This is a genomic window from Gillisella terrae (genome assembly GCF_004801395.1).
GTDB lineage: Bacteria > Pseudomonadota > Alphaproteobacteria > Rhizobiales > Rhizobiaceae > Allorhizobium > Allorhizobium terrae.
Window position 1 is genome coordinate 76,054 of the sequence record NZ_SSOA01000001.1, and the last position, 13,412, is coordinate 89,465.

A 13,412-nucleotide genomic window follows, 5' to 3' on the forward strand; every position below is an offset into this window, starting at 1 on the left:
AGTGGATTTAAGGAATTATGCAGTAGATTAAAAATGTTACAGCGTCCTTTGTGCGCCATATATGGCGCACGGCGCTGTAAGGCTGGGTCATGCATGAAGAAACTACTGCGTAAAATTCTTGATACGGGGTCAAAAGGCCATGGTGCGTCTGTGCGGCCACGGCTGGCGTTTGATGGGCAAGAGTTTTCAACAATCTACGCGGTCGGCGATGTGCATGGTTGCTATGTCGAGCTGCTTGAGGCGGAGTGTCGAATTTTGCAAGACGCCAGCCTGCGCGATGGGCGCAAGCTGGTTGTTATGCTGGGGGACTATGTTGATCGCGGGCCATCGTCAAAGCGGGTGATTGAGCATTTGATGAAGCCGCTGCCGCCGCAATTTGAGCGCGTCAGCCTTTGCGGCAATCACGATGATGCCTTTTGTGATTTTATCGAAAATCCCTCGCTCGGGCGCGGTTGGCTGGATTTTGGCGCAGCCGCGACACTCTATTCCTATGGTCTGGATATTGATCAGGCGCTGCAAAAGGCTGGCGGCTTTGAAGGCCTGCGCCCCCAACTTTCCGCCGCCATTCCCTCCAGCCATTATTATTGGCTGAAAGCGCTGCCGGTCATGCTGACCGTTGGCCCGATTGTCTTTGTGCATGCCGGTGTCAAGCCCGGTCTGGTGCTGGATGAGCAGACGGATCAGGATCTGATGTGGATCCGGGAGCCGTTTTTAAGCCGTGGCCCTGAATTGCCCTATACCGTTGTGCATGGCCACACGCCCACCGATGCGGTCAGTTTTGGCAAGAATCGCATTGGTGTTGATACCGCCGCCTATGCGTCCGGTCATCTCAGTGTTGTGTGCATTGCCAATGGTCAGGCGCAGGTGATCTGAACCTGACAGATTCTAAGGCGCTATGGCGGTCTTTGGCTTGCCCCACTCAGCAAGGGCAATGCCACCCAGCACCAATGCCAGCGCCATCATGTGAAAGCCTTCCAGATGTTCACCCACAACGATGACCGAGAGCACGGTGCCGAAGATGGGCACGAGATTGATAAACAATCCGGCCCGGTTCGCTCCGATAATGCTGACGCCTTTGATATAGAGTGTTTGCGAGACCAGTGAGGGCAGCAATCCGCAAAACAGAATCAGCAAAACTCCGGTGGTGTCGGGCAGAATCAGACTGCCATTGGCCTCTTCCCACATCACCAGAGGAATCGTTGCCAGCATTGCACCAAAGGACAACGAGGCCATCAGGCTTTTCCAGTGCAACTCCGGCTTCCAGCGCAGCGCGATGGTGAACAGCGAATAGCACAGCACCGCCAGCATCATCAGCCCGTCACCAAAATTGAGGCGCAGGGACAGCAAAGCGGTCAGATCGCCATGGCCTGCGGTGAGGGCCACGCCGATAAAGCTGATGATGAAGCCCAGAATCTGCACCTTGGATGCGGCTATGCGAAACAGCAGAAAATTGAGAACAAAAATCAGCACCGGAATGGCACCTTGCTCAATGGCACCGTTGACGGCTGAAGTGTATTTCAAAGCCGAATAGAGAAAGCCGTTAAAGCCGGTATAGCCAACCGCGCCAAAGGCCAAAAGCAGCGGAATGTTGCGCCGGATCACCGGCCAGTCGGATTTGATCTGATCAATGGAAATCGACAGAAGTAGGCAGAAAGCCAATGTCCAGCGTCCGGCATTGAGCACCATGGGGCTGATGTGTCCCACGGCCAGCTTGCCGGCCACAGCATTGCCGCCCCAAAGCAGCGTGGTGAGCATCAGATAGGCATAGGCGCGGATTTGCATGGGCATTCCTTACGATCGTCATGGTTCGGCATTTTTTTATCAGCGGCGCACCTTCCTAAGGTTTTACCTTACAAAAAGCCAGATTGCTGACGACAAACGGGTCGCTTTCCGCAAAACAAAGCATTATAGATGCGCGGGTTTGGCACGCCGTGAAAAGCGGTGTTGTCCTGAGCTTGCCTTCTGCGTGCAGATGTTGCACTTCGCGCAGGGGCATGCTTTGCTTCAAGGGGCGCGCGTCAGCGCATTTTTTTGAGTTTGCGCGTCAGCGCATTTTGGGAATTTGCGCGCGAGCGCAAGAACAGGATTGAAAAATGACGAATGTCGTGGTGGTTGGCTCCCAATGGGGCGACGAAGGCAAAGGCAAGATTGTCGATTGGCTCTCTGAGCGTGCGGACGTGGTTGTGCGCTTTCAGGGTGGCCATAATGCTGGCCATACGCTCGTCATTGATGGAATTTCCTATAAGCTGTCATTGCTGCCCTCGGGCGTTGCCCGTCCCGGCAAAATGGCCGTGATCGGCAATGGCGTGGTGGTTGATCCCCATGCGCTGATTGCTGAAATTGGCCGTCTGGACGCTCAAGGCGTGAAAGTTTCGCCGGAAAACCTGCGCATTGCCGACAATGCCACGCTGATTTTGTCGCTGCACCGCGAGCTGGATGGCCTGCGTGAAGATGCGGCCTCCAACAGCGGCACAAAAATTGGCACCACCCGCCGCGGCATTGGCCCTGCCTATGAAGACAAGGTTGGCCGCCGTGCGATTCGCGTGATGGATCTGGCCGATCCTGAAGGTCTGGCTGAAAAAGTCGCCCGCATTCTGCCCCATCACAATGCGCTGCGTCGCGGCTTTGGTGCGCCGGAAGTGGAGCATTCGACCATTATGGAAGAATTGCTGTCGGTGGCCGACAAGGTGCTGCCCTTCCGCGAAACCGTTTGGCTGATGCTGGATAAAGAGCGTCGTCGTGGTGCGCGCATTCTGTTTGAAGGGGCACAAGGCTCGTTGCTCGATATCGATCACGGCACCTATCCCTTTGTGACCTCGTCCAACACGGTTGCAGGCCAGGCGGCGGCAGGCTCGGGCATGGGTCCGGGATCTCTGGGCTATATCCTCGGTATTACAAAGGCTTACACCACCCGCGTTGGTGAAGGTCCTTTCCCGACCGAGTTGAAAGACGAGATCGGCCAGTTTCTGGGCGAAAAAGGCCATGAGTTTGGCACCGTGACGGGCCGCAAGCGCCGTTGCGGCTGGTTTGATGCGGCTTTGGTGCGTCAGTCGGTTGCCACCAATGGCATCACCGGCATTGCGCTGACCAAGCTGGATGTGCTGGACGGCCTTGATGAGTTGAAAATTTGCGTTGGCTACAAGCTGGATGGCGAAGAGATTGATCATCTTCCCGCAAGCCAGGCGGCGCAAGCTCGCGTCGAGCCGATTTACATCACGCTCGAAGGCTGGAAAGAATCAACGGTTGGTGCGCGCAAATGGGCTGATTTGCCAGCGCAGGCAATCAAATATGTGCGTCAGGTGGAAGAATTGATCGGCGCGCCTGTGGCTTTGCTCTCAACCAGCCCGGAACGCGACGACACCATACTTGTGACAGATCCATTTGAGGATTAAGGTCATATTCGATAAATTGTCTTGCCTCCCGAATCCGACCAGCGGTTTTGGGGGGCATAAAACAGCGTAACAAAACTTCCCGGAAGTCGGGTTGCCCTGAAAACAGGGGTGCCAAGTGGACTGGGGCTATATCGTCTTTCGGCCAGAGCCGATGACCACGAGAAAGTACGGATGGCAGATTTCGTAGCAGTTATTCGACGTGCCGTAGACGGCCTGTCGAACAATACCCCGGAAATGCGCGTTAAGGTGTATGAAAAAGCTCGCGGTGCCGTTATGCGGCAGCTGGAGAATATGACACCTAAGCCGTCAGAGGACATGTTGCGCCGTCAGCTGGACAAGCTTGAGCTGGCCATCAAGGATGTCGAGTCGGAATATGCCGAAGCGCTCCCGGCTGAAGACGAGACTGTTGATGCGGCTCCTGCTTATGAACCTGAACAGGTCCATGCGCCAGAGCCTTATCACGCTGAGCCTGAACCATACGAAGAGCCTGCGCCCTACGAAGAGCCTGTGAGTGCCGCCGAGCCTGAGGGTGTTGAAACGGCTTATGAGCCCGAAGTGGCCGAGCCGGTTTATGATGATCATCACGTTGAGCCATGGCAGGCACCGGATTATTCCCAACCGGCGCATGAAACGCCCGAGCATGACCACCATGTGGACGCGCCAAAGCAAATGCCTGTGGCGGAATATCCGCAATGGGCGTCTGAGCCTGAGCCTGCTGCCCCAGCCATCACCCATGCTTCAGAAACCCACGCAGCAGACAAACATGGGCTGGACAGTCATGAAATGGCTCCATGGGACGTCGCGGATCATGACAACAATGCGACCCAACGATCGACGGATGATGATCATTGGGCTCCTCCTGTTGCGCCTGCTGTTGGCACGACCCGTGCTGAAACCCCGGCCGAGGTTGCGCCGCCTTATCAGAGCCCGCAGCGTCAGACGGATCATGCGGATGCGCTTGGTGCCTTTGATGAATTTGTGCGAAGCCAGACGGTTGTTGATCCCAAGAAAGACGCCACAGATACTGCCGATCTTTTGAACTGGGGCGAGACGGACAAAGCTGCCAGCAGTGATAAGCCCGCGCGCGCTGTCGATGTCGGCACCGATCCGGCCTGGTTTGATGATTTTGTTACCGCGACCAAGCCTGCGGCGCAGGTTGACCCCGCTCTGCAAAATCTGACCAATGACAGTGGCAAACGCCAAGGCACCTCCAAGGATGAGCTGTTGGCCACCCTGAAAAAGGGTCAGAACAAGGGCAAGAAAAAAGCCAAGACCGGCAGCAAATCGAAATCAGGGGGAATGAAGCCCTATATTTTGACCGGCGCGCTGATTTTGATTTTGGCGGGCGGCGGCTATGCAGCCTATGTCAATCGCGAGTATTTGGCCTCGCTTGCCAATGGCTTGACACCTCCGGCACCCCAAACGGCTTCAGAGTCTGGCAAAACGGATGGTGCGAAAACGGATGGGGATGGCGTGAAAGCGGCAACCTCGGGCGGTGATGCGCAAGCCGGTGCTGCGGGCCAGAAATTTACCCAGCAGCTTCTGCCGGATGGCACAGAGGTTGATCGTGGCCCATCTGAGGCTGAGGCCAGCGCCAACGAAGGCCGCTCGGTTGCACAGCAAAATGTTGCGGCCAACACACCACCAGCCAATGCTGCAACGGCTGCTGGCGCGCCCGCAAGCAAAGCGTTTACAGTGCCAGCCAATGGTCAGAAGGCCTATCTCTATGAAGAGCGCCTAGGCGAAACCACGCCTGCAACCATGCAGGGCTATGTGGTGTGGGAAGAAAAGAACGAGACTGACGATAATGGCAAGCCGCAACCTGTTATTCAGGGGCAATTGGCTATCCCTGAGCAGGGCCTGACCGCGCTGATCACCTTCAAGCGCAACACCGATCCTTCGCTTCCGGCCAGCCATCTTGCTGAAATCGTGTTCTCGGTTCCCAAAAACTTCCCCGGTGGCGGTATCGACAGTGTTCAGCGCGTTGCCATGAAGCAAACCGAGCAAGATCGCGGCGATCCGATTGTCGCGGTTCCGGCCAAAATCATTGATGACAGCTTCATGATTGCCTTCAATGATTTCCCTGAGGTGGTGACCCGCAACATCAGTTTGCTGCGTGATCGCGAATGGATCGACATTCCGGTCACCTACCGCAACGGTCGGCGCGCCTTGCTCACGCTTGACAAGGGCAGCGTTGGCAAAAAAGTCTTCGACGATGTGATCAAGGAATGGATTGCGCGCGGCAGCGCCAAAAGCGGTGGTTAAGCTTACGCCTTATAGAGCGTGGTAAAAGTCTGAGTAACAAAAGGGAGGTGACAGCGTCCCTTAGACTGCTGACAAACCCTAAATTTATCCTCGACGTCATGCTCGGCCCTGTGTCGAGCATCCAACCACGCTAATTTCATAAGCAAAGTCAATTGCTTATCCAGCCACGGCAGACCCTCGGGACAGGCCCGAGGGTGACGAAATGTCGAACGAGAGGTTTGTCAATAAGCTGAGGGAGGTGACAGCCTCCCTTTTTCCATTCAGCTCACCTCTCCGGGTTTTCCGGTGCAACCTGATGGCGGTTGAACAGAAAGAGCAAAAGCGCAATCGCGGCAATGCCGCCATGGAAGAGATAGGCCAGCGAATAGCCGCCTTTTTCGGTGAGCCAGCCAGCCACGATATTGCTCGAAGAGGCACCAATGCCTTGCACTGTCATCACAGCGGCAAGGCCGACATTGAAGCGCCCTGAGCCGAGCAAAATCCGCTCCACGGCAATCGGTGTGGCAATGCCGATCAATCCTGCCCCGACGCCATCGAGAACCTGTACGGGATAGATGGCTGTGAAGCTGGTGAAATAGCCAGCAATCATGCCGCGCACGGGCAGGGCCAGCAGGGCAATCAGGAAGATTGAACGCAAACCGAAACGGTTGATCAGGAAGGGTGCGCTTGCGGCCACAACAATCATGGACAGTTGCGAGATGCCGGTGGTGATGGCGGTTGTTTGAAACGGGCTGTCCATTTGAATGGAAAAGTCCTGCGCAATCAGGCGGCTAATGGGCGCGTTGCCGAAGTGAAAAATCATCATGATGATGGCCAGCACAATCAGTCCGCGACTTTGCGCCAACACGCGAAATCCTGCCGGTTTTAAAGCATTGTCATCATCTGCCGCAAAGCCGCGCGCCACTTTTTGATCAATCTCCGTGGGGCGAATGGCCAATGTGGCGACAATCGCGGCGAAAGCGGAGGCCAGCATCAGCCAGACAATGCCGTTTTGGCCAAAATGCTCGGCAATGAGATAGACACACACCAGTGAAAAGACGTTGCCTGTGTGATTCCACACCTCGTTGCGCGAAATTTGCTGTGAAAACGCTTTTTGGCCAACAAGACCAAGCGTTAACCCCATCAAGGCAGGGCCGATCACCGCGCCCACCAGCGCCGTTGCCGATTGCCCGCCGAACACCGAGAAATTATCGGGGCTGGCCAGTGTCCACAGGGCGGCGGCGGTGACAACAACGACGGGGGCAATGATCAGGCTGCGTTTATAGGGGCTGGCGTCAACGAGCGCGCCGAAAAAAGGCGTGGCGACCATGCCGATAATGCCGCCGATTGTTGCAATAATTCCCAGCGTCATGGGTTGCCACCCATGGGTTGCCAAAAAGCCGTCAAGAAAAGGGCCTAACCCATCACGGGCATCTGCAAGAAAGAAATTGAGCGTGGCCAGCGCCACCAGTGAGCGGTGGCTCGCCGTGGTGATCTTGGGTTGTGAAGGCACGAGACACACCTTTATCCTGTTGATTTCCCTAGACGTTACATGGCGTTCATGACAAAGAGGGGAAGGGGTCTTGTGCAAAACAACAAAATTATCTTTTGGCAATTGCTCTCGTGAGCGGACGCTCTAAATGTGCAATGTCTTGTGTCGGGTGATTCCCTTTTCCACCAATGTTCGGATGACGTATGGCGACGATCTATGTGACTTGGGGCATTTCAGCCCTTGCCGTTCTTGGTGTGATTGTGCGGCCCTTTGGCTGGCCTGAGGCGGTTTGGGCGGTTGCCGGTGCTTTGGCCTTGCTGGCTTTGGGCCAGATTGGTCCGCTGGATGCATGGGCTGGCGTGGCCAAGGGCTTTGATGTCTATCTGTTTTTGATCGGCATGATGCTGTTGTCGGAGCTGGCGCGGCGCGAAGGCCTGTTTGACTGGCTGGCAGCGCTGGCAACCCAAAAGGCCAAAGGCTCACCGATCCGGCTGTTTGTCTTGATTTATGGGGTTGGCATTCTCGTCACCGCATTTTTGTCCAATGATGCGACGGCGGTGGTGCTGACACCCGCGGTTTATGCGGCAACAAAGGCGGCAAAGCTCAAGAACCCCATGCCGTACCTTTTGATTTGCGCCTTTATTGCCAATGCCGCCAGCTTTGTCCTGCCCATTTCCAATCCCGCCAATCTGGTGATTTTCGGGGGCGGCACCATGCCACCTTTGTCGAAATGGCTGGCAACTTTTGCCCTGCCGTCGCTGGTGGCGATTATCGCGACATTCGCCATGCTCTATTGGAGCCAGCGGCGCGAGATTTTGACCGAAACGCTGGAGCGGCAGATCGATGCGCCCGCCTTGTCCCATAGCGCGCGGTTGGCAGGTTATGGCTTGCTGTTCACAGCCATCATCCTGATCGTCGCCTCTGCTATGGGCGTAGACCTCGGCTGGCCCACCTTTCTTGCAGGCGTGCTGACTACCGTTCTGGTGCTGGCGCTGACTCGCCAAAGTCCTGTCGAGACCGTAAAAGGTATGTCATGGAGCGTCCTGCCTTTGGTGGGTGGGCTGTTTGTGTTGGTGGAAGCCTTGGACAAAACGGGCTTGACTGGCATGCTGGCGCAAGAGTTATCGCGTCAGGCACAGGCCAACGGAGCTACGGCCGCTATGGGCGCTGGCTTGCTGGTGGGCTTCATGTCCAACCTTGTCAATAATCTGCCAGCCGGATTGGTGGCCGGTGCCACAGTGCAAGCCGCTCATGTCAGCGATACCGTATCGGCCGCTGTGCTGATCGGTGTCGATCTTGGTCCCAATCTTTCGGTGACCGGTTCGCTTGCCACCATTCTCTGGCTCTCGGCGCTTCGCCGCGAGGGGCTTTCTATCGGCACTTTCGCCTTTTTAAAAATTGGCGCTGTGGTGATGATACCGGCTTTGGTGTTGTCGCTTCTGGCTTTGATCCTCACGGCCGCTTAAAAAAAGCCCCGATCGCCTCGGGGCCCATACTTGCAACATGACAGAGTGGAATTTAGGCGTCCACCACGCGCAATGCCTTGGCCTGATCCAGCGCATCTTTTTGCACGGCTTCTTGCACCTTTTCAAAGGCCCGCACTTCAATCTGGCGCACGCGCTCACGGCTGATGTCAAACTCTGCTGACAGCTCTTCCAGTGTCACTGGCTCCTCTGCCAAACGACGGGCAGCAAAAATGCGACGTTCACGTTCATTCAGCACGGCCATGGCGCGTGAGAGCATGTTGCGACGGGTTTCCAACTCGTCTTGCTCGATCAGCACCGCTTCCTGGCTTTCGTGATCATCCACCAGCCAATCCTGCCACTGGCCGGACTCGCCCTCGCTGGCCCGCATGGGCGCGTTCAGCGATGCATCGCCGGAAAGGCGGCGGTTCATCGACACCACTTCTTCTTCTGACACGTTCAGCTTTGTGGCAATCTCTGTCACATGTTCGTGGCGCAAATCACCGTCTTCAATGGCCTGGATCTTGCCCTTGAGACGACGCAGGTTGAAGAACAGCCGCTTTTGGTTGGCGGTTGTGCCCATTTTGACCAAAGACCATGAGCGCAGGATATATTCCTGAATAGACGCCTTGATCCACCACATGGCATAGGTTGCCAGACGAAAGCCGCGTTCCGGGTCGAATTTTTTCACAGCCTGCATCAGGCCAACATTGCCCTCAGACACAACTTCGCCAATCGGCAGGCCATAGCCGCGATAGCCCATGGCAATTTTGGCCACCAGACGCAAATGGCTTGTTACCAAACGATGCGCGGCATCGCGGTCTGCGTGTTCGGCATAACGCTTTGCCAGCATATATTCTTCTTGCGGTTCCAGCATTGGAAACTTGCGGATCTCGTCAAGATAGCGATTTAAACCGCCTTCGCCGGCGGTGATAGAAGGCAAACTGTTCCGGGCCATAGAGCACCCCTTTCTTCTTGCAGCCTCCCGATTTATGCGGGCAGGCCTTGATTGCGTGGATGCATGATCCCACGCAACTCCTCTTGGAAGATAGGTATCCATAAGCGGCAATTCAAGAACAGTTTGCTCTGATCCGCCGCTTGGTTTGGGGCAAATTGACGCGCTATCACTCTTCTTTTCATCATCTGCCTGGTCGAAATTGAGCCTATCAGCAGCGTTACAATTATTTTAGTAATTTTTGATAATGTCGAAGTTCTGAAAAAAAATCCTGGATTGAAGAATGTCGATTTCCAAAATACTAAAATTTGCTATCGAGTTATTCAAGGTCAGATCTGACAATCCGGATTTGTTAAAAGCACAATACCGCGCTTTTTCCAGTCAAATGCCGATGATGTATTTCATCTTGCTGTCCAGCAGCTGGGCTTTGTCGATCACCCATATCCATTCTGCACCCTTGCTATTGACCGTATGCGTACCACTATTGTTTACGTTTTTATGCGGTGTGCGGATGATATTCTGGTTGCGAAATCGCGGCGTTTCGCCCACCACAGAAATCGCCCATGCTGCAATGACCCGCACCAATCGCCTTGCAGTTTTTATAGCAATTGCCTTCACGGGCTGGTCTTTCATGTTGGTGCCGTATGGCGATGCTTATCAGCAGTCCTATGTGGCTTTTTACATGGCCATTACTGTCATATCATGCATTTTTTGCCTGATGTATCTCCGCTCCGCCGCAGTCATTGTGACCACGATTGTGAATGGGGCATTTTTTGTCTTTTTTATCTCGGTCGGCCAACCAATTTTTATTGCCGTTGCGGTCAATGTCGCGCTGGTTTGTGCGGGCATGATATCGGTTTTGCTGACGAATTATCGCAATTTTGAGCAGATGATCATGTCGCAGCTTCGCTCAAAAGCACTGAGCGATGAAAATTTGCGACTGGCAAATCTTGATAGTCTGACCGATCTTCCAAACCGGCGGGCGTTCTTTTCAGATCTTGAATTGGCGCTTCATGAAGCAAAAACTGCCGGCTCCAGAGTGGCCCTTGGTCTGATCGATCTGGATGGGTTTAAGCCGATTAACGATCTCTATGGCCATTCGGCCGGGGATCGGCTCTTGGTTGAAGTGGCAAAACGTCTGTTGGTCCTTCCTGATGGCCTCAAAGCCTATCGCTTGGGTGGCGACGAATTTGCCATCATCTCAGCGCATTCGGTGGATGATGCAGAATTTTTGGGCGCTGCAAATGTCTTGATTGATCAGCTCCATCACCCTTTTGATATGGCGGAGGCGACCGTTCGGGTTTCTGCATCCATGGGCATTGCCATCTATCCGGATCTCGCGTCCACGCCTGAGCGATTGTTTGATCAGGCGGATTATGCCCTTTATCACGCAAAAAGCACAAGGCGTGGAAGCGCGGTCTTGTTCAACGCTACCCATGAGAGCAAGATCAACATTGACGCCCGCATCGAGCAGGCGCTCAAACAGGCCGATCTGACAAAAGAGCTTTCCCTGACGTTTCAGCCGATCATTGATATCCGATGGGGCAAGCCCATTGGCTTTGAAGCGCTGGCGCGCTGGGAAAGCCCAACACTGGGCAATGTGCAGCCAGCCCAGTTTTTTCCCATCGCCGAGCGGGCCGGTATCGTCGGTCTTTTAACAAGGCCCCTTCTCAAAAAGGCGCTTGAGGCGGCAAGTCATTGGGATAAAAATATCCGGCTCTCGTTCAATCTCTCGGCTCATGATCTCAACTCGAACGAAAGTGTTCTGCTTTTGATTGGCATCATCAAAAGTTCGAACCTGGATGCTGATCGTATTGATCTTGAAATTACCGAAACAGCCTTCACCCATGATTTTGAACAGGTGAAGCGGTCAATTGAAATGCTGCGCTTACTTGGCTGTGGTATTTCTCTCGATGATTTCGGGATTGGCTATTCGTCTCTCACACGATTGCACTCTCTTCCCTTCACGAAAATCAAGATTGACCGCAGCTTTATTGTCGATCTCGACAAAACACCCGCCAGTTATAAAATTGTCAAATCCGTACTCGCTCTCAGCCGCGATATGGGTCTGCAATGTGTTGTTGAGGGTGTGGAAACGGAAGGTGAATTGGCCGCTCTACAGAAACTCGGCGGAACCTTTGTTCAAGGCTATGTCTATTCTCCGCCGCTTCTGGACAAAGAGGTTGCTGAATTTATTGCCAGATCTTCGGGCGGGGTTGGGCCAGAAGAGCTTCCAGAGGTCGCACGAAATTAGAGCGGCTCACTGTTTTCGTGAAAAAATGAACCGCTCTCACTCTTTGTTTTCCCGTAGACCCTGACGGAAAACTGCGAAACACTTTTCTGGGAAATGCTCTAAATTGCCTCAAAGGCCTCGATGACCGCAGCCATATCATCGGGCACGGGCGCTTCGAAATGCATCACTTCGCCGGTTCTGGGGTGTTCAAACGCCAGCAAAAAGGCGTGCAGGGCCTGGCGATGGAAGCCATTCACGACGGCTTTGGCAGCATCAGGCAAAAGATTGGCCTTGGTTTTAAACGCCGCGCCATATTCCGGATCACCCACCAGCGGATGGCCAATATGAGCCATATGCACGCGGATCTGGTGGGTTCGGCCCGTTTCCAAACGGCATTCCACCAAAGAGGCGAGGCAGGTGGAATCCGGCTTTTCGCCATAGCGTTCAATCACTTCATAATGGGTGATCGCCTCGCGGGCATCATCGCTGTTTTCGTTCTTTACTGTGCGCTTGGTGCGGTCACCGGCGCGCCCCAAGGCCGCATCAATTGTGCCACGTAGCCCCTTGGGGCGGCCCCAGACGATGGCCTGATAGGCGCGTTCCAGCGGGCCATTGCGGCCGTGGTCGGCAAATTGATCGGCCAGATGCCGATGGGCAATATCGTTTTTGGCTACCACCATGACGCCGGAGGTTTCCTTATCCAGCCGATGGACGATGCCGGGGCGCTTGACGCCGCCAATGCCAGACAGGCTATCGCCACAATGATGGATCAGTGCATTGACCAGCGTCCCGGTCCAATTGCCCGCACCGGGATGCACCACCAGCCCGGCAGGCTTGGACAGAACAATCAGATCATCGTCTTCATAGAGCACGTCCAACGGGATATCTTCACCCTTTGGCTCGGGATCTTCCGGCTCTGGCATCTCAATCACCAGCGCATCGCCCGGCTTTATTTTTCGCTTGGGTTCCGTCACCACCGTGCCATTGATGGAAATCGCCCCTTGCTCGATCAGCGCCTTGACCCGATTGCGGGATAAATCGCCCCCAAGCTCTGCCGCCAGCCATGCATCCAGACGACCTTGGGCGTCTTCATTGGCAATCAGCTCTTTCCTTGGCGCTTCTGCTTGTTTAAAGGGGTCTGTCATTGTGTAATCCTGTTTTGCGGTCTTTTAACGAGACCATCCGCCCTTTTGGGGCGGCAAAATAGCCCCTCAGGAAAAGGTTGTAGGTTTATGAGCAATTTCGATACCGACGAACAGGACGAAAAGCCGCTCGATCCGGTGCTCGAAAAAGTTCGCCGCAAGATGGTGCGTTTGCAGATCGTCTCGGCGGGCGTCATGTTTATCAGCCTTATGGCGGTGTTGACCGCTGTTGTCTATAAGGTGCGCCATAGCCCGACGCCGGAAAAAGCGCAAACAGAGGGTTTTTCAATCCCGTCTGATCAACCGCGCGCGGCTACCGTGCGCCTTCCCGCAGGCTTTAAGGTCACGTCTACAGCACTGTCGGGCACGCAGATTTTGTTTTACGGCACCACGGCTGAAGGTCAGAACAAGGCCTATGTTTTTGACCTCGCCATTGGCCGGGTTGTTGCTGACGTGACGGTTGCGCAATAAAGCAGAACCGCATCTCGCGT

The 13,412-nt window shown here is 54.7% G+C and carries 12 protein-coding genes; 7 read left to right on the forward strand and 5 right to left on the reverse strand.

Annotated features, from left to right (window positions below; all coding sequences use genetic code 11):
- The first annotated feature begins 93 nt into the window (after window positions 1–93).
- Window positions 94–873: a metallophosphoesterase family protein gene (locus E6C51_RS00390; RefSeq protein WP_190234657.1), complete on the forward strand. Its 780-nt coding sequence runs from the start codon at window positions 94–96 to the stop codon at window positions 871–873.
- Window positions 874–885: 12 nt separating this feature from the next.
- Here E6C51_RS00390 and E6C51_RS00395 read toward each other — a convergent pair whose 3' ends face one another.
- Window positions 886–1,782, reverse strand: a complete 897-nt coding sequence (locus tag E6C51_RS00395) for a DMT family transporter (protein WP_190234658.1) — start codon at window positions 1,780–1,782, stop codon at window positions 886–888.
- On the opposite strand from E6C51_RS00395, the gene E6C51_RS00400 reads away from it, so the two are divergent.
- The 3 genes from E6C51_RS00400 (at window position 1,781) to E6C51_RS00410 (ending at window position 5,657) form a co-directional block, all read left to right on the forward strand.
- Window positions 1,781–2,035 (forward strand): hypothetical protein, encoded by a 255-nt coding sequence (locus tag E6C51_RS00400; protein WP_190234659.1) that lies wholly within the window; start codon window positions 1,781–1,783, stop codon window positions 2,033–2,035. The genes E6C51_RS00395 and E6C51_RS00400 overlap by 2 nt on opposite strands.
- Before the next feature lie 58 nt (window positions 2,036–2,093).
- Window positions 2,094–3,392 carry an adenylosuccinate synthase gene (locus E6C51_RS00405; RefSeq protein ID WP_146932933.1) on the forward strand — a complete coding sequence of 433 codons (1,299 nt, stop codon included), beginning with the start codon at window positions 2,094–2,096 and terminating at the stop codon, window positions 3,390–3,392.
- A gap of 171 nt (window positions 3,393–3,563) precedes the next feature.
- A complete protein-coding gene (locus E6C51_RS00410) occupies window positions 3,564–5,657 on the forward strand; it encodes a hypothetical protein (protein ID WP_190234660.1) in 2,094 nt (697 codons plus the stop codon).
- Window positions 5,658–5,922: 265 nt separating this feature from the next.
- Here E6C51_RS00410 and E6C51_RS00415 read toward each other — a convergent pair whose 3' ends face one another.
- Window positions 5,923–7,149, reverse strand: a complete 1,227-nt coding sequence (locus E6C51_RS00415; RefSeq protein WP_230987002.1) for an MFS transporter — start codon at window positions 7,147–7,149, stop codon at window positions 5,923–5,925.
- Between the two features lie 182 nt (window positions 7,150–7,331).
- On the opposite strand from E6C51_RS00415, the gene E6C51_RS00420 reads away from it, so the two are divergent.
- Window positions 7,332–8,594, forward strand: a complete 1,263-nt coding sequence (locus E6C51_RS00420; protein ID WP_190234661.1) for an arsenic transporter — start codon at window positions 7,332–7,334, stop codon at window positions 8,592–8,594.
- Between the two features lie 52 nt (window positions 8,595–8,646).
- Here E6C51_RS00420 and rpoH read toward each other — a convergent pair whose 3' ends face one another.
- Together rpoH and E6C51_RS20105 are read right to left on the reverse strand one after the other, a co-directional pair.
- The gene (gene rpoH, locus E6C51_RS00425) at window positions 8,647–9,549 is read right to left on the reverse strand and encodes an RNA polymerase sigma factor RpoH (protein ID WP_146932939.1); all 903 of its coding nucleotides are present in this window, start codon (window positions 9,547–9,549) and stop codon (window positions 8,647–8,649) included.
- Window positions 9,550–9,927: 378 nt separating this feature from the next.
- Window positions 9,928–10,179, reverse strand: a complete 252-nt coding sequence (locus E6C51_RS20105; RefSeq protein WP_230987003.1) for a hypothetical protein — start codon at window positions 10,177–10,179, stop codon at window positions 9,928–9,930.
- Between E6C51_RS20105 and E6C51_RS00430 the strand changes: the two genes are divergently transcribed.
- Window positions 10,178–11,800: a putative bifunctional diguanylate cyclase/phosphodiesterase gene (locus E6C51_RS00430; protein ID WP_230987004.1), complete on the forward strand. Its 1,623-nt coding sequence runs from the start codon at window positions 10,178–10,180 to the stop codon at window positions 11,798–11,800. The two genes, E6C51_RS20105 and E6C51_RS00430, sit on opposite strands and share 2 nt — an antisense overlap.
- A gap of 98 nt (window positions 11,801–11,898) precedes the next feature.
- Here E6C51_RS00430 and E6C51_RS00435 read toward each other — a convergent pair whose 3' ends face one another.
- Window positions 11,899–12,924 (reverse strand): RluA family pseudouridine synthase, encoded by a 1,026-nt coding sequence (locus E6C51_RS00435; RefSeq protein WP_190234663.1) that lies wholly within the window; start codon window positions 12,922–12,924, stop codon window positions 11,899–11,901.
- An 87-nt stretch (window positions 12,925–13,011) separates the two neighbouring features.
- On the opposite strand from E6C51_RS00435, the gene E6C51_RS00440 reads away from it, so the two are divergent.
- Entirely contained in the window at window positions 13,012–13,392 is a 381-nt protein-coding gene (locus E6C51_RS00440; protein ID WP_146932946.1) for a hypothetical protein, read from the forward strand.
- The last annotated feature ends 20 nt before the right edge of the window (window positions 13,393–13,412 follow it).